The sequence below is a fragment of the Streptomyces sp. NPDC001709 genome, assembly GCF_053596375.1.
In genome coordinates this window covers 1-15,953 of record NZ_JBSFGB010000083.1, presented here as the reverse complement: position 1 = coordinate 15,953, position 15,953 = coordinate 1, and the positions used below count along the sequence as shown (strand labels likewise).

The window sequence follows — 15,953 nt, the reverse complement described above, 5'->3', positions numbered from 1 at the left end:
CCGAAGAGCCGGACGGCCACTCCTTGCGAGCCACTGCAGGCAGAGAACGTTCAGCCACACCCGGCCCTCCCGGGCCACCAAACAACTTACGGAGATCGTTCACCAGCATCCGCACCGTCCAGGCCGACCTTCTCGGCTCCCTCCCCGGAGTCCGTCTTCCAGACTTGGAAGAGCTGCGGGACCGTGGCGTACTCGGCGCCTACCCGGCGACAACCCCAGCCCGCGGCGGACCCTCGGTGCTGGCAGCCGTGCTGATGAGGAACCGACCCACCCCCGGCGCCCCGCCGTACGGATGGCGGGCTCGCCAAAAGGACCTGGCGGAAGAGGAGACGGAACAGGCCGACCGTGCCCGCTCCCGCCAGCTCCGGGACGAGGACGAACTGTCCTTCCGTGAGATTGCCGCCGTGCTGGAGGCCGAAGGCATCGGGCCGAAGCGTAGGCAACGCTGGCCCGCCGGATGCTCGCCAACCCCACAGCACGGCCGTCGACCCTTGCTGAGCTTTTCGACCGTCCAGCCCTGCAACTCGTAGTGGGCGGTGGCGAGCTGCTCGGCGTGCTCCTCGACGGGCCTTGCGCTTCTTGGATTCGGAGATGCAACCGGCGCCGCGGCGGCGACGCTGGAGCTTCTTTCTGCCCTCGACCTGTTCGGCGGTCCGGCTGTTTGCCGCCTGCCGTCGATGTTGCGGCGCAGGCGAGGTCGAGCGGTTCGGGATGCCGCGGACGTGCCCGTGCTGCAGTGGCCGCCGCCTCCGGCTGTGAGTCGGACAGCGCGCCCATAACGATGGCGCAGAATGTACGACAACGGCGCCCGCTGAGAGGTGTGTGCGATTCGCGAGTAGTAAGACTACGCCGATTGCTACACCCGTTGACCTGGCGGAATCCGATCAACCCAAGGCGTCGATGGCCTTCACGATCAGGGCGCGCGCGTTGGCCCCGTATACGGCCAAGGCGCGCAGTTGCTCGAACGCCTTCACATACAGGGCGATCTCCGACGGCTGGGTCACCTGCACACGGGCCGCCAGCAGTTCAACCGACACGAGGGTCTCGTCGTACACGTGGAACAGCTCCTGCGGCCACATGGGGCGTTCGGTGGTCGCGCTGGGGATGATGCCAAGCGACACCTGCGGCAGTGCGCCGGCGGTCAGCAGGTAGCCGAGCTGCGCGGCCATCGCGTCCGGGTCCCCCAGCTGGTAGTAGAGGACCGGCTCTTCGATGACCATGGCGAACCGGTGCCCGGGTTCGTGGATGATCCGGGAGCGTTCCAGTCGTGCGGCGACCGCGTCGGCGACGTCGTCGGGGATGTCCCGGAAGCGGGTGATGGCCGTCATCAGGCCGCGCGCGTAGCCCTCGGTCTGCAGCAGGCCGGGCACCATCGTCGGCGAGTAGACGCGGAACAGCTTCGTCGCCTTGAACAGCGGCACGTAGCTGCGCTGCAGCTGCTTCAGCCCGGTGCGGACCTTGCGCCGCCACTCCACGTACATCGACTCTGCGGTACGGGACTGGGCGATGATGTCGTCCGCCTGGTGGCCGACGCCGCATGCTTCGCACCAGCGGCGAATGTCCTCAGCCGACGGCGGCGTACGGGCGCCCTCGATCCGGTACGTCTTCGGGTGCGACCAGCCGCAGCGCGTGGCCAGCTCGGCCCCGGTGATCCCGGCGTCGGCCCGGAGTTCCTTCAGGCGCTGCGCGACGGCTTCACGGGCGGCCTGCGCCGACGAGGACGGGGAGATGGGCATGAGCCGGCCGTGGGCCTTCCGCGCTAGCTGATCGTGTACTGGTCGTGCGGGATCGCGCGCGCCCACACCGCTTCGAAGGCGTCGGCGCACAGCTTCGCGGCGGCCGGGTCCTCGCTGATCTCCCCGCCCGCCGAGGCGCCCTCGCCGGTGAAGTGGTTCCACCGGATCAGGCAGCCGTCGATGAGCCAGAAGTCATTGCCGGGCAGCGCGATGTCCGAGGCCTGCCGACGTGGCAGCCAGCGCACCTGCTCGCCCGCAGCGATGTTCGTGAAGGTGCCGTCGTACAGGAAGCGGGTGTACTCACTGACCGGCTCCGAGACGATGCGAGCTCGGCGCACGACGACACCGCGGCCTACGGTCTCCTCGATGAGGTCGAGCCACGGGCGCCACCAGGAGGCACGGTCCGCCGGATCGTGCCGGTGGCCGGCCCGCCACTGTGCGAACGGGCCCTTCTCGTAGTCGACGGCGTAGCTGTCACGCATCTCCAGGTGCACGGCCAACCGGGTGGCCGCGCCGAGGAGTTCAGGAAACGTCGGCACGTTCGACGGCATCGCACGCCTCCCTGACCATCGGCACCATCCGGGCGGGGATACGGATCACTGCCTCGTGGGCCGGGATGCCCACCGCATGGCCGGGCACGTCGAACGCCGCGCACCTGGCTTCGAGTTCGGGGCCCGGCTTCCAGCCCTGCAGTACGAGTTCCTTCGCTTCCTGGTCAACCCACACAGTAGGGCTTTCGCCGTCACCGGTGTTGGGGTCGATCCCAATGAACTGTAGGTCCACGGTCGCCTCCGCTGCTCGTCATGTTCAGAGATGTACACCACCGTCGTGCGGCGTACTTGGCAGGTCAAGAGCGCTAACAAGCCGCGTGCACATCAGTGCACATTGCTGGCTGCCCGGCTGTTGACGCTCCTAGCGTCGTAGGGCACAACAAACCCCGGCGAGGCGGCGGAGCCTCCCGGGGCGTGGCCGACACTGCGAGGAGCGTCGACACCATGCACCGTACAGCCTGCGCGCCTACCGGGGAGCGACCAGCGCAGACAGGCCGCGAAGCGCTTGTTGAGGCCATGAAGGCTTTCGAGGCGAAACCGTCGTACGCGGCCTACAAGGCGCTGATCCTCCACTACAGCGACTGTCCGGCCTGCGCGGATGGCACCAACCCGTGCGCCCAAGGTGAGCCGCTGCGACAGGCCTGGAAAGCGGTGCGCTGGTCATGACCGCCGAAGCCCTGGCCGACATCCCAGCCGACCTCCTGCCGCTCATCCCGGTGCCGCCCCTCGACGTCCTGCCCGAGGCGAGAGCGCGTGGCGCTGAGTGCGTGTGGGGTGGCGAGCCACTGTCCACTGCGACAGCCATCGACCTCGGCGAGCGCCGTGAGAACGGGACGACCCTCTTTCTCCGTGGCTGCCGGTCCTGCACGCGCCGTGCCGTGCTGGCTGCGCGCAACTCCCACCCCGGCATGTGCGAGCAGTGCACGGATGACGCCACGATCTGCGAGACCCGCCGCGCCCTTCACGCTCTGGCCATGGAGCTACGCCGATGAACTGGGCACGGTGCGACCAGCCGATCAAGGGCACGCCGGAGAAGGTCAACGTCGAGACCGGAACTGGCGCGAGCAGCCCAACCAAGGTCTGCCCCACGCCGGGCCGATCCCTGCCTCGGCAAACGGCTCCGCGGCAGAGACGGCGGCCTCGCCGGCCGCCTCGTGCAGGGGAGGGCGCAGGGTCCGCCGCCGGCGCTCCCGTCCCGGCGGCGAGCTCACCCCACCAGGTCGGCCACTGACCAGACCCGGACCGGCGAATCCCGCGAAGACCAACCGGCCCCGGCCGCCATCCCCATCCACAATCAGCGAAGGAGACGCCCGTGAGCGTACCCCTGCCCGGCCCCGGCCCCATGCCGCCGTCCGGACCCGACCCGAAGCCCCCGACGGCCATGGCCCGCATGCTCATCACCGACGAGCGGTTCACCAGCTGCCGCAAGACGGTGATGGATGCCAACCCCGACATGGCGGAGGAGATGGCTGGCCGGATCGTCGAGGAGGCACTGAAGTTCGTCGCGGCCTGCTCGGTGAACCCGGGCGTCGGCCTGGCGCCGTCGCGGATCGTGGACGAGGGCTGGCACGCCCTGATCCTGCACACCGCCATGTACGCCAACCTGTGCGTGCAGCTCGGCGGCGGGTTCGTCCACCACTATCCCGGCTGGGACCCGACGAACTACGACCCGCCGATCCTGGTCCGCACCCGCGAGAAGATCGCCGAGCTCGGCTGGGCCGCAGACCCGGAGCTGTGGGGCGCTCCGTCGGACGAAACCCTCGTCTCGGTGGCGGCGAAGTGCCAGCACGCACCGGAGTGCACCATCAGGCCCATGCCGACTCCACAGCCTCCCGTAGCCTGACGGCGGAGGTGTGAGCATGGCTGAGTGGATCGACCCCCGGTACGCGGACCTGGTGAAGGCGTGGCGACGCGCGCAGCAGCCGGACTCGCGTGACCCGGAGCCGCAGCCGCGGCGCGGCTTCATCGTGCCGACCGAGCGGTAACAGGCGCTGGCATCAAGACGCCCGCCCCGTCGGAGGACCGGAAACCTCTGGCGGGGCGGGCTCTGTACCGCAGACTCAGCCCCCGCTACGAGCGCCATCCCCGTAACTACCTGGCCTTTCTCGGACTTGCCGCAGCCCTTTGTTTGTTACAAGCGGCTCCTCAAACTCACCATGTAGGACGTTCTTAGCCCTTCTTCTGTTTGTACAGTTCGATGTCCCTGTTCACGAACAGATGCACATAGCCGCAGTTCCAGCAGATTAGGCCGGTTGCCGACTCGTTCGCCCAGCCCAAGCTCATGAACTCCATTCCGGAGCTGTTGAGCTTCACCTCACGGTCCCTGAACAGGTCGCCCTGACAGAAATTGCACTTGATCCACACGCCCCCGAGAGCCGCGCGAACAGGTTTGGCCATGCCTCCGCCTTTCCTGTGAACTGTTGGAGTGGTGCACCCGTCTCGCACACGAACTGCATGGCGGGCACGCGTAATCACGCTTCCCAACCGGGCCACGCCACCGCATCAGCCCTGTGACTACCCGATCATGAAGATGGCAAATGGCGTTCTTGGAATCAGGCGATGCCAGGCCGGTGGCGGGCATCGCGGTGACCGACGAGGAACCAGAGCAGACACCCGAGGAAGGGGGCCACCAAGGCGAAGACGAACCAGACCAGCTTCATCCCACCGGTGAGGTCGGACCTGACGATGCCGAGCAGAGCGCCGAAGTACAACGCGAGAACGCCGGCGACCGCCGCAGCTCCTGCGCAGCCGATCACGATAGTGCCCGTGGGGGCAAGGGCCATCTGCTGTGCGAGCTGTGCCTGCATCGTTCGTTCCTCTTGCTGGTGGGGGACTCTCGGAGCGCCCGGTCGGGCGGCCTCGGTTGACGGCAGTCCGGCTGTTTCAGGATCTCGACTGCGTCATTGGTGAGCGCCTGTCATGACGGGCGCTGTGCGGACCGCAGCAGGTAGACGCCAGCGGCAGCCGGGAATGCCAGGACAGCCAGAGTCAACGGAATGAACAACGCTCCGAGGCCGAGGCCCAGCGCGCCCGCGGGAATCACCCACTGCGCCACCAGGAACAGCAGCGGCACGAGGGCGGCCGCCGTCCCGATCGCCTTGTCGCGGTCACGCCACTGGGGCGCGGTCCACAGCCACCAGATCGCACCGATCAAGGCGATGCCCAGCGGGGGCGCGAAGGCCGTCAGGGGGCCGGTTACCGCCAGAAGTCCAACGATGGCGAAGGTACGGCTCTGGCTCGTCTGCGGAGCGGGGAGCTCCTCGCCGAGTGCGGTCGCCGCGATCGTGCGCGGGTCGCCGAGGCGTGCGAGGACGGTGCGGACCTGGTCATCGCCGGTGGCGGGCTCTTCCGCTAGCGCCACGGTGATGTGCTCCTCCAGGTCGGCCAGCAACTCGTTTCGGCGCTCCGGGCTGAGCCCGGCCGTCTCCCGCGTCACGGCGGACAGATAGCTGCGCACCAGCGGGTGCTCGGTGATCGTCACGGTGGTCTCCAGTCAGTCGGTGATGAAGTGGTCGACCGCGTCACGGAAGTGCGGCCAGATGGCGGTGAACTCCTTCAGCGCCGCATGCCCCGATGCCGTCAGCTCGTAGTAGCGCCGGGGCGGCCCACTGGGGGACTCCTGCCAGCGGGTCTCCACCACTCCCTCCCGGCGCAACCTGGACAGCAAGGGGTAGATCGTTCCCTGGCTGGTGACCATGACGCTCACCGCACCGAGAGCTTCGAGCAGCTCCACGCCGTAGCGCGGGCCGTCCCGCAGGAGAGCCAGCACGCAGTACTCCAGCACCCCCTTGCGGAGCTGGCTCTCCGCCTTGCCCGCGGTGGGCTTACCTGCGATGTCAGGTTCCATGCATTGCACAGTACCTGGTTATCTCTACAAGCCCAAAGATGATGTCGATGCACCGGGGATGCGTCCCGCCCTCAAGTCCCGCCGCCTGCGACACCCACGGGGACGACACCGGGCCTCCTCGGAGACCACCTGTCTGCAACTGGCCGAACCCGCGGGAGACCGAGCGACTCGGGCCGTACAGCATCGCGCTGGCGCGCACCACCTCGCCGCGCATGCCTCGCGGATCTCGGTTCACCTATGCGGACAGCTTGCGGGACATGGATCTGACAGCACAGTGACCCGTCGGACAGGCCCTAGAACAGGCCGGCTACATCAGCCGCAACCGCGAAGGACGGCGCACCCGCTACACCCTCCACACGGACGGCACCCTCCGCCATCCAGCAGAGGCCCACCTGCCCGTCCGTGGACTGCTGGATCTGTCCAACTACCAAGACAGCCGAGCGTGAAGCCACAACCTGCCGTGAAGCACTCTTCCAGGTGTAACGGAGGAAATCTGTCATGACGGAGGTAGACATTGGTCATCCACAGGGCTACGGTTTCTACCGTACCCAGGAAGTCGAAGTGGGCACGGCAGACAGGAACTGCCGTGCATGCACGTCAAGCAGGACGCGACCCGAAGGGGTCGCGAGCAGTACCCGCGTTATCCAGCAGTACAACCGAGTAACCGAAGGTAAGGAGCAGAACGCCATCAGGATCGCCCGGGCGAGGAAGCAGTCCGCCCGGGTACCGCAAGGCCCCGGATTGGAAGGTGGTCCCCGGTCACGCATACGCGATCCCCGCAGCCCCGCCCTCCCAGGCGGAACCTGCGGACAAAGAAAGCCGGCGCAGTCGGCCGGTAGATGGTGTTGAAAGCTCGGGGCCCGGGTGCCACTACGGCATCCGGGCCCCCCGACGCATCCCCCGAAAGAAGAGGTCTATGCCCCCTCGCAGTACCCGGCCCGCCGACATCCTCGACGACGACGACTATCCCGCCTACACCATGGGCCGGGCCGCCGAGATGCTCGGCACCACCCCCGCCTTCCTCCGCGCCCTGGGCGAACACCGCCTGATCACCCCCCTGCGCTCCGAAGGCGGCCACCGCCGCTACTCCCGCTACCAGCTGCGCATCGCTGCCCGTGCCCGCGAACTCGTCGACCAGGGCACCGCCATAGAGGCCGCCTGCCGCATCGTCATCCTCGAAGACCAGCTCGAAGAAGCTCAGCGCATCAACGAGCAACTGCGCGCCCATGGCGGCCAGCCGCAGTCGAAGCCGTCAGCCTGACAAGGACGCCGGGTGTGGCCTCAACGCCGACCGACCAGCGGACCAGGCACCCCTCACAGTTCCGCGCCGCCGCCTCGCGCTGGGCCGCAACCAGTACGCGGACAGCACTGCACAAGGACCCCGACACACCTGCCGGGGTCCTTGGCCGTTCAAGTGCAGCTGCCTGATTGCATCCCCCTTGGCAGCGCCGTCCCCCACGTGCGGAGACATCTTCCGCCAGGCGGTCGAGGCCGACCTGCAGCAGTAACCACCGAGACACCCGCTCGGAGCCGTCGCCGCCGGCGATACGGCCTGACGGACGATCTACTGCGGATGGCTGTCCCCGACCAGCGGGGACTGTAAGACGTTCGGGTCTGTTCCGTAGTCGGTGGTGACGGAGGGTGTCATCAGCCCAGGAGGATGCGGTGGCGGAGGAGAGGGAAACTCGCGCGGCCGTACATCTGGCGCTTGATCAGCTTGGTTTTGTTGTTGACGCCTTCGGTGCCGCCGTTGTGGTGCGGCAGGGTGAGGGCGGCGTCGACTGCGGCGCGGTCCTTCTCGAGGCCCCGGGTGAAGGCATGCAGGTGGGGCAGGTCCTCGGCCTGGGCCGAGGTGATCCAGGTGCTCAGCAGTGTGGCATTGCCGTCGGCGGGATCCAGCAGTACGGCGAAGTGGTGGATGAGGTCGGCCAGAGCGGTCATCTCGTGGCAGGCGGTGCGGGCGGCCTCGACGCATTCCCGCTGGTGGTCCTTGAGGCGGTCGGGGCGGGTGAGCAGGTAGCGGGCGAGGCGCCGGGGCGAGAGTGCGGGCCGGTCGGCCTCGACGCGGCCCTGGTTGATGTAGCGGACGAGCAGGTTCGAGCTGCCGGTGTAGCCCAGTTCCCTGATCTCCTGGAGGAGATGGGTGACGGGGACGGCCGGGTTCTCCAGCCGGCGTCGGCGCAGGTGATCGCGGTAGGGATCCACGAGGGTGGGCCGGTACTTGGGGGCGCGGATGAGGCGCTCGGGCTCGGCGACGCGGTCGTAGCGCTTGACGGTGTTGAGAGCCAGGTTCAGGCGGCGTGCGCACTCCAGAAGTCCGACTCCGCGCTCGCGCAGGGCGTGGATCTGCTGCCAGCGCTCGCGGGTGGTGGCGGCCTGTCTCCCCTCGGCCGGGGGCGGGCCCGCTTTCGCCCAGCAGGTGCTGTGCGCGGCGACTTCTTTGCGACGGCCTCGGCGAGGTTGTGCCACAGGTGCCAGCGGTCGCTGATCTGGACCGCGTCGGGCAGGGCTCGGCGGACCGCCTCGGCGTAGGTGGCCGATCCGTCCCGGCACACGGCCTCGATGCCCGGATGTCCGCGCAGCCAGGCCTCCAAAGTGGCGGCTTCGCGGCCGGGCAGTACCTCGATTCGCTCACCGGTCTCGGCGTTGATGATGATCGTGGCGTAGCTGTGCCGGCGCCGCAGGGCGAAGTCGTCGACCCCGATCACCCGCGGGATCCGCACCTCCGGCACGGGCACCCGCCGCAGCAGCCGCAGGGCGGAGGCGTACGACACGGGCACGGCCACAGATCGGGTGAGTCGGGCGGACGCCCGGCCGCATAACTCCTTGACCAGCTCGGAGAGCTGGCCGGTCAGACGTGTGGTGCGGCGCTGATGGCGCTCCAGGAGCACGGGGACCTGCTCTCGGAAGGTTTGCCGCCTGCAGCCCAGGACCGGACAGACCAGCCGTCGCATCCTCACCCGGACCACGACCTGCCGGCCGTCGACCGGCATATCCCGCACCGTCCGGCCGTGATATCCGTGGACCCTCCCCGTCACCACCCCGCACAGCGGACAGGGAACGGGAACATCCCAGGTCCTAGCCGAAACCCGGACTATCTCGCCACCGTCCGCCACATCCTCGATGACCAACACCGACAACCCCGAAAACACCGTTCCCACAAGCGCGTTCGCATCATGCACGCTCAATGATCACAGGCGAGCACGCACCGTCACCACCGACTACGGAACAGACCCACTCGTTTGACAGTCCCCGTCGTGGGCCTCGCGGGTGCTTGGCGTTTCACATTGTTCGTGCCGGGGCCAGGTCGGAGGTCTGTTGGTGGGACAGCAGGGCGGCGATGGCCTGGACGGTGTCGCTCATGTGTTCGTGGTGGCCGAGGTGGCGGGCCAGTGCCCGCCAGTTCTTCAAATGCGCGATGCCGTGCTCGACGCGGATGCGTCGGGAGGAGTGGGCCTTGCGTTGCCGCTCATGCATCTTCTCGTACCAGTCCGGGGCGTTCTTCTTGAACTTGCGGTGCGGTGGCGTCACCACGCGCCCGCCGGTCTGGGCGTCCAGACCCTGGTAGCCGGGCTGCGATGAGGCCGACTTGGAGCACGGTTACTTTTGTCAACGAGATCACCGACGCCAACGGCTGCATCCAGGCGACGGAGAGAACAGCCGGGAGAAGGATGGGACCGAACGTGATCAGCGCCGCCCAACTCCAGAAGAACAGGGCGAGGAAGCGACACGTGGGCCAGTCGGCCAGGTCGCGGGGTTTGACGTTCCGGGTCACGTTCACGGAACCAGGCTGCAGTCGGCGACCAGACGGCGACATGAGCTCAACTACTCATCAAGGCCTCGCCAGCTACTCATGCTCGGATCATTGCGCACGTCACTCGTACGGCTCTCAGTGCGCATCGCCGCGCGTGGTGTCCGTGGCGGCTATGGCGTGGACGGAGTGATGGGTGAATCGAGTCTCTGCTTCCCCAATCGGACAATATTGCACTCCGCGTAATGGAATCCTTGTTTCCAGAGATCGCCGCTTGGTGTAACCGAGTAGATACTGTAAGTGCTCGAGTTGTAAAGCGACCCATATTCTGGCAGGCATTCATCGTTATTCTGTGAGGTCATCTTGGCGAAGCCGACAACCTGCGCGTTGTGCGGAGCATCGCACTTTGCCAGATATTGTGTGAGTCCGCCCGCAGTTTCCTTGGTGTTGTAGCAGTCGCCGATTTGAGCATTCTGGACTCCGGTCGAGTCGCCGATCTTGCGGAAAGGCCCTACCGGGCCGTAATTGTTGCTGTCCTTGTTGAAGATGAGGCACGCAGTCTTTTGTACGTCGCTGCCGACAGCTGGTACCAGTGGGTATGCCTCGGCGTCTGCCATGGCAGTCACCGTGTCCTTGAGCGCAGAATTGCATCCTTGGTCGGATGCCGAGTTTGGCGTGACGGTTTTCATCACTTGTCCGTCCGGGGTTTCGCTCGTGCAGTTGACGAGCTTTAGGGCTGGTAGGTAGGCGAACCGTGGCCCTGTCCATCGTGCGGTGACGCAGTCGCCGACCTGCAGTTCTTGGGTGATTCCGACAACGTCTCCGTATGGTTTCGTGGGGGCGGTTGCGGATGGAGCTTTCGAGGCTCTTTGCGAGGGTGGCTGTGTGCCGTGAGACCCCTTGAGAACCAGCCACGTGAGAAGGCCTGCGACGAGTGCTGCGGTTGTCGTGGCAATGATGCGGCGTTTTTTTCGAGTTGCTTGTTGGTTACGTGTGCGAGTAGGCGGGCGGGGCTGCCTCCAGGGCCGGGGATTTTTCGAAGGTTGTGGTTTAGGTGTTCGCTTCGGTTGGGGTCTGCGAGGAAGCTCTGTGGGCCGCCCCCAGATGGACCAGGTCCTTTTCGGGGTTCCGAGACTGCGGGGTTGTTTCGGTTCGGCCCGCTTCGGGATTTCGCGAGGGGTTGCGGGGCGTGGCGGTGATGGTGGCTTGATGGGCTGGGTGACGGTTACCTGTCGCGTTCGTGTGCTTTCGACGGTGAATTGGGTGAGCAGGTGTGTTGCGGTGTCGGTGTTCAGTCTTTGGGTTGGGTCTTTGACGAGCAGGTTGAGGAGGACGCTGGTCAGGTTGCCGGCGCGGCGGGGTGGTGTGGGTTCTTCGGTGAGGAGTGCGGTGAGGGTGGCGGCGTAGGAGCCGCGGTCGAAGGGGGCGTGGCCCTCGACGGCGTAGTAGAGGGTTGCACCGAGTGAGAACAGGTCGGATGCGGGAGTTGGTTCTGCGCCGCGGGCGCGTTCCGGGGCTAGGTAGCCGGGGGTTCCGATGATGCCGGAGGTGGTGGTGAGACGTGGCTCGTCGGCGTCTTGTTGGAGGGAGATGCCGTAGTCGCTGAGCAGTACCCGTCCGATTCCTGTGCCGTGGGGTTCTTGGGGTGTGGTGCTGGTCAGCAGGACGTTGGAGGGTTTGACGTCTCTGTGCAGGATGCCCAGTTGGTGGCCTGTGGTGAGGGCGTCGAGCAGGGCCAGGCCGATCCTGGCGGTGTCGGCTGGTGACAGTGGGCCGTCGTCGCGGACGACCGCTTCAAGGTCGCGTGCTCCGGGCACGTATTCCATGACGAGCCATGGCAGGCCGTGGTCGATGACGCTGTCATAGACCGTGACCACGTGAGGGTGGCCGCGGAGGCGGGCGGAGTGCCGTGCTTCGCTGCGGGCTCTGGCGATGCGTGCGTGCAGCTCCCGCTCCGGAAGGTCCCGATGCACGGTGATTTCCTTGAGGGCGACGTCGCATGCGAGCTCTTGGTCGTGGGCGAGCCAGACACGGCCCATGCCGCCGGCTCCCAGGCTGCGCAGGAGTCGGTAGCGTCCGGCGATCACTCGGCCGGCGGCGTCACCTGTTCCCACCGTGCCACCCTTTCCCTCTCTTCGAACCCCAGGAAAGCGCGCCCTGTGGCATGGACTGTTGCGGGCCTTTGCGGTCAGGCGCTGACAAGCCTTCGGCAGGGTGTCGGCTAGCCGAGCTTCGTGCGGACGGCGCGGCAGCCTGGTCCGGGAGGGTTTGGTGGCTGGACGTGTTTCACGCGAAGGCTCGGGCATCTGGAGACATGACTATCCGCGTGATCGTCCAGGGGGGGCTGGAGCGCGCCGTACGGGGGAAGGCATTCACGCGTCCGGAGGCCGCCCGTTCGGTTTGCGGCGATGTTCTCCCAGGGCGCGGCGTCGCGGGGTGGTGTTCGGCAGGTGGGCAAAGCCGGCGATTCTCGTCCGGTTGTCCTACTTTCTCATGGTGGCGGGTTCCTGCTGCCGCAGTAGACGGACCACCGCGATGGCGAAGATGACCGCGAGCAGGAGCAGCATGCCCATGTTCCGCAGCCACGCGGCAGACGTGTGTTGGAAGAGCGGATCGGCAAACTTCTGGTCGTTCGGGATGAGCGAGCCGAGCTGGATGGTTCCTGCGATTGCGGCGAATCCCCACCGGGAGGGCGCCAGCCAGGCCAGGTACTCGACCACGGGCGTACCGCGCAGCGACAGGAAGCCGCCGCAGAACACCAGCTGGACGACTGTGAGGAATACAAGCAGGGGCATGATCACCTCCTCTTTGCGCACGAGCGCGGAAACGAGGAGGCCGAGCAGCATGGCTGTGAAGGCCAGCAGGATGACGGCCAGCGTGACTTCCACCAGTGGAGGCATGAGAGCTCCGTGGCCCCCGGGCGCGCGCAGATCGACGCCGACGAGAGCCACCAGTGTGAGTATGGCGGCTTGTACGACCGTGACGACGCTGAGCACCAATATCTTGGACATCACATACGCCGATCGGGAGAGACCGACGGCTCGCTCCCGCTGGTAGATCGCACGTTCCTTGACCAGCTCGCGCACCCCGTTGGCGGCGCCTGTCATTACCGCGCCGATGCACAGAAGGAGCGGCGCATTCAACGCGTTACTGGGCGTCAGCCGACTGCCGACACCAAGCCGGGTCAGGATGCCCATCACGATTGGGAGCGCGATCATCACGTTGCGGAAGATCCGGTCGGAACTGAGAACGACGGCGTATCGCCGCACCAGCGTCCCCAACTGTGCTCCCCAGCTCTGGCGCCGTGGAGAGGGGCCCGCCAGGCTTGACTCGGGCCGGAACAGGGGCGGCTGCATGCTCAGGCTCGTGACGTACTGCTGGTTCTGGGGCGAGCACCGGTATTCCTGCGCCCACGCTCGGGCACTGTCCGCCTCGAATGCCTCGAACGCCTCCGGCCAGTCCTCGAAGCCGAAGAAGGGCAGGGCCTCCTCTGGCGGCCCGTAGTAGGCGACCTCGCCTCCCGGCGCCAGGACGAGCAGCCGGTCGCACAGTTTGAGGCTGAGCACGCTGTGCGTGACGACAATGACCGTGCGTCCGTCGTCGGCGAGGCCGCGCAGCATGCGCATCACGGAGCGGTCCATGCCGGGGTCGAGGCCGGAGGTGGGCTCGTCGAGGAAGAGCAGGGACGGCTTGGTAAGCAGCTCAAGCGCCACGCTGACGCGCTTCCGCTGGCCGCCGGAGAGGCTGTGGATCGGCTGCTCGACCCGCTCCTGGAGGCCCAACTCCCGGGTGACCTCATCGACCCGGGCCTCTCGCTCCGCCAAGGCTGTGTCCTGCGGAAACCGCAACTCGGCCGCGTAACTGAGGGCACGGCGCACGGTCAGCTGCGTGTGCAGGATGTCGTCCTGGGGGACCAGTCCAAGGCGCTGACGGAGTTCCGCGTAGTCACGGTAGAGATCGCGCCCGTCATATAGCACCGTGCCACGGTCGGCAGGGCGCAGACCGGTGAGGGCGTTGAGAAGGGTCGACTTCCCGGCGCCGCTGGGTCCCACGATCGCCAGCAGGCATTTGTGACTGACGGGGAAAGACACCTCGTGCAGGAGAACGTGGTCGGTATCGACGAGGACCGTCAGATTCTGTACGTCGAGGGAGATCTCGCCGGTGTCGACGTACTCCTGAAGATCGCTGCCGATCAGGCAGAACGCTGAGTGACCGATACCTATGATGTCGCCCTGGGCAACCACAGCGCGGCCAACAGTCTGGCCGTTAAGGAAGGTGCCATTGTGGCTGCCAAGATCGACAACCTCATAGGTGCCGTCGGCGTGCGCACGCAACTCGGCATGCCGGCGTGAGACGACCAGATCGTCGATGACAAGGTCATTGTCGCTGCTGCGGCCGATGCGCACCGTCCGTGCGGGCAGCGGACGGACAGTAGTCGGCTTCCGAAAAGTGCCGGTGGCGGAGGGCATGAGCACCCCCGAAGGACCTTCAGACGAGTAGCCCGCCACCTCGGGGCGCGGCGAGGCGGCGACCACAATGCGTGGCCCGTCGTCGATGCTGCCGAGGCGGATGACGCTGCCCGGCCACAGATCCCCCTTACGGACTTGGCGTCCGTTGACAAAGGTGCCGTTCTTGCTGCCCAGGTCCTCGATAATCCAGCGGCCCGCCCCGGAACGCAGTACCGCGTGATGCCAGGAAACACGGCCGTCGTTGAGAACGACATCGCTAAGAGAATCCCGCCCGACGAGGTACTCCCGGTTCGGACTGAGCACCGTCGTGCCTGTGTCGGTTCTGAGGAGGAGTTCGGGCGCAGTTGCCGCGCCGGGCTGCTCTCCCATACCCCAACTCTAACCAGCGCCCTTTCCTCACGCCTCTGGGGATTGCCCTGGTCCGTAGCAGTGCCAGACGCGGAGGTGTGGGCGATCGTTATCAGCGTGAGTTGAGCGCGGGCGGTCGTGCGTCCCGGACAGCCCCCTGGCCGGGCGGCCCTGGCCAGTCTCACCCCTCGGGCACGTGCGGGCAGGTGTCGCGCTGCTGATAGCTGCCCGGCACGCCCGCGCCCGAAGCTGTCCAGAAGGCTCGGATTCCTGGAAGTGGCCGCCCGGGGTGTGCCAGGACAGGCCGGGGTGCTCGAGGCGCAGCGTGTCCAGGCTCGCGTTGACCAGCCCGCACCGCTGATACTTCTCCATGGAGTAGGGCTGCTCACCCGAGTCGGCAGTCGGCGCAGACGGTGTAGCCGACGGCGAAGCGACATCGCCGGCGAGGTTCGCGGCGCGTTCCCTCCAGGCCGGGCCTTTCCGAGGAGGGAGTGTCCTGCCAGGGCGCATCCAGCCTGATCACGGTCCAGCCGGTGGGCTGCCGGCCCCATCTGCCGCCGCTGATCGCGCGCAGGACCCGCTGCCAGGGCGTACCGTCCGCAGCCCATGCCACGTCGCGGGCCTGCGCGGCCAGTGCCAGGGCCTCTTGCCGTTCGCCAACGCTTCCCATGCCGTCTACCGTGCCCAGGCAGCGGACGACCCCAACACCCGGGCGCAGGCTGGGAGTCCAGGCGCGCTGTCCGGCCCGGCCTCGCCATGGCGCCCTTGAGGGCCTGGACCGGCGGCCGGGGTGCAGCACCTGCCCTCTGTCGGTGACCGCGCGGATCAAAAGGTGGGGGATGCATTCGGGGAATGGGCGTTGGAAGGCCGTTGGTCAGCTTCAGGGAGTGTTCCCAGACGAGGCGACGGTGCTTGCACTCCCGGGAACCGCGCGTTCTTCGGCACGGATGCTCGCGAGTTCGTCATAGACCTGAGCCAGGGCTTCGGGGCGTTGGTCGGGAGGCAGAACAGCAACGCGATCGACTCGATCGACGAGGCTGGTATAGCGCGCTCGCATGTTGAGGTGCCAGCGCCAACGAGAGCCGAAGTCAAGGGCGCGCAGGAGGGCGATGAGGAACGTGGCGACGCCGGCCGCCACGCGGGCCCAGGTCGAATAGTTACTGACCTTGTTGGCGTGATGTCGTCAACGTGAGGCCGGTTTCGGCGAGACATCCATCGATGAGGTTGCTGCGGTACTGGATCTCGCGGAGG

At 67.0% G+C, this 15,953-nt stretch carries 15 protein-coding genes and 2 pseudogenes; 6 read left to right on the top strand and 11 right to left on the bottom strand.

Annotated elements, in window-relative coordinates:
* Positions 1-884: 884 nt before the first annotated feature.
* Genes ACWC0C_RS46670 through ACWC0C_RS46660 form a run of 3 tightly spaced genes read right to left on the bottom strand, consistent with a single transcriptional unit; the run spans position 885 to position 2,519 of the window.
* The gene (locus tag ACWC0C_RS46670; RefSeq protein ID WP_450871143.1) at positions 885-1,736 is read right to left on the bottom strand and encodes a helix-turn-helix domain-containing protein; all 852 of its coding nucleotides are present in this window, start codon (positions 1,734-1,736) and stop codon (positions 885-887) included.
* A gap of 23 nt (positions 1,737-1,759) precedes the next feature.
* Positions 1,760-2,287: a DUF6879 family protein gene (locus ACWC0C_RS46665; RefSeq protein WP_450871141.1), complete on the bottom strand. Its 528-nt coding sequence runs from the start codon at positions 2,285-2,287 to the stop codon at positions 1,760-1,762.
* The gene (locus ACWC0C_RS46660) at positions 2,259-2,519 is read right to left on the bottom strand and encodes a hypothetical protein (RefSeq protein WP_450871146.1); all 261 of its coding nucleotides are present in this window, start codon (positions 2,517-2,519) and stop codon (positions 2,259-2,261) included. Before ACWC0C_RS46660 ends, ACWC0C_RS46665 begins: the two co-directional genes overlap by 29 nt.
* A 212-nt stretch (positions 2,520-2,731) precedes the next feature.
* Here ACWC0C_RS46660 and ACWC0C_RS46655 point away from each other — a divergent pair, with 212 nt between their 5' ends.
* The 5 genes and pseudogenes from ACWC0C_RS46655 to ACWC0C_RS46635 all read left to right on the top strand — a co-directional run.
* Positions 2,732-2,953 carry a hypothetical protein gene (locus ACWC0C_RS46655; RefSeq protein ID WP_450871140.1) on the top strand — a complete coding sequence of 74 codons (222 nt, stop codon included), beginning with the start codon at positions 2,732-2,734 and terminating at the stop codon, positions 2,951-2,953.
* A complete protein-coding gene (locus ACWC0C_RS46650; RefSeq protein WP_450871138.1) occupies positions 2,950-3,279 on the top strand; it encodes a hypothetical protein in 330 nt (109 codons plus the stop codon). Before ACWC0C_RS46655 ends, ACWC0C_RS46650 begins: the two co-directional genes overlap by 4 nt.
* A gap of 350 nt (positions 3,280-3,629) precedes the next feature.
* On the top strand, positions 3,630-4,130 hold the full coding sequence (locus ACWC0C_RS46645; RefSeq protein ID WP_450871145.1) for a glycine-rich domain-containing protein: 501 nt from the start codon (positions 3,630-3,632) through the stop codon (positions 4,128-4,130).
* Positions 4,131-4,146: 16 nt separating this feature from the next.
* The gene (locus ACWC0C_RS46640; protein ID WP_450871136.1) at positions 4,147-4,272 is read left to right on the top strand and encodes a hypothetical protein; all 126 of its coding nucleotides are present in this window, start codon (positions 4,147-4,149) and stop codon (positions 4,270-4,272) included.
* A 65-nt stretch (positions 4,273-4,337) separates the two neighbouring features.
* A pseudogene (locus ACWC0C_RS46635) lies at positions 4,338-4,449 on the top strand (IS5/IS1182 family transposase); the annotation flags it as partial.
* Between the two features lie 390 nt (positions 4,450-4,839).
* Here the strand turns inward: ACWC0C_RS46635 and ACWC0C_RS46630 are convergent.
* The 3 genes from ACWC0C_RS46630 to ACWC0C_RS46620 all read right to left on the bottom strand — a co-directional run bounded on the left by ACWC0C_RS46630 (position 4,840) and on the right by ACWC0C_RS46620 (position 6,134).
* Complete coding sequence (locus ACWC0C_RS46630; protein ID WP_450871134.1) at positions 4,840-5,094, bottom strand: PLD nuclease N-terminal domain-containing protein; 255 nt, start codon at positions 5,092-5,094, stop codon at positions 4,840-4,842.
* Positions 5,095-5,204: 110 nt separating this feature from the next.
* Complete coding sequence (locus ACWC0C_RS46625; RefSeq protein ID WP_450871132.1) at positions 5,205-5,768, bottom strand: HAAS signaling domain-containing protein; 564 nt, start codon at positions 5,766-5,768, stop codon at positions 5,205-5,207.
* 12 nt (positions 5,769-5,780) lie between these two features.
* Positions 5,781-6,134, bottom strand: coding sequence for a PadR family transcriptional regulator (locus ACWC0C_RS46620; protein WP_450871131.1), 354 nt, complete (start codon positions 6,132-6,134; stop codon positions 5,781-5,783).
* Positions 6,135-7,050: 916 nt separating this feature from the next.
* Between ACWC0C_RS46620 and ACWC0C_RS46615 the strand changes: the two genes are divergently transcribed.
* Complete coding sequence (locus tag ACWC0C_RS46615) at positions 7,051-7,395, top strand: MerR family transcriptional regulator (RefSeq protein ID WP_450871129.1); 345 nt, start codon at positions 7,051-7,053, stop codon at positions 7,393-7,395.
* A 386-nt stretch (positions 7,396-7,781) separates the two neighbouring features.
* Here ACWC0C_RS46615 and ACWC0C_RS46610 read toward each other — a convergent pair.
* From ACWC0C_RS46610 to ACWC0C_RS46590, 5 genes and pseudogenes are all read right to left on the bottom strand, one after another.
* Positions 7,782-9,316, bottom strand: a pseudogene (locus ACWC0C_RS46610) (ISL3 family transposase).
* A gap of 100 nt (positions 9,317-9,416) precedes the next feature.
* Entirely contained in the window at positions 9,417-9,668 is a 252-nt protein-coding gene (locus ACWC0C_RS46605; RefSeq protein ID WP_450871127.1) for a transposase family protein, read from the bottom strand.
* Between the two features lie 390 nt (positions 9,669-10,058).
* Positions 10,059-11,999, bottom strand: a complete 1,941-nt coding sequence (locus tag ACWC0C_RS46600) for a serine/threonine-protein kinase (protein ID WP_450871126.1) — start codon at positions 11,997-11,999, stop codon at positions 10,059-10,061.
* Positions 12,000-12,368: 369 nt separating this feature from the next.
* Complete coding sequence (locus ACWC0C_RS46595) at positions 12,369-14,723, bottom strand: FHA domain-containing protein (RefSeq protein WP_450871124.1); 2,355 nt, start codon at positions 14,721-14,723, stop codon at positions 12,369-12,371.
* A gap of 364 nt (positions 14,724-15,087) precedes the next feature.
* Positions 15,088-15,372 carry a hypothetical protein gene (locus tag ACWC0C_RS46590; RefSeq protein WP_450871123.1) on the bottom strand — a complete coding sequence of 95 codons (285 nt, stop codon included), beginning with the start codon at positions 15,370-15,372 and terminating at the stop codon, positions 15,088-15,090.
* Positions 15,373-15,953: the final 581 nt, after the last annotated feature.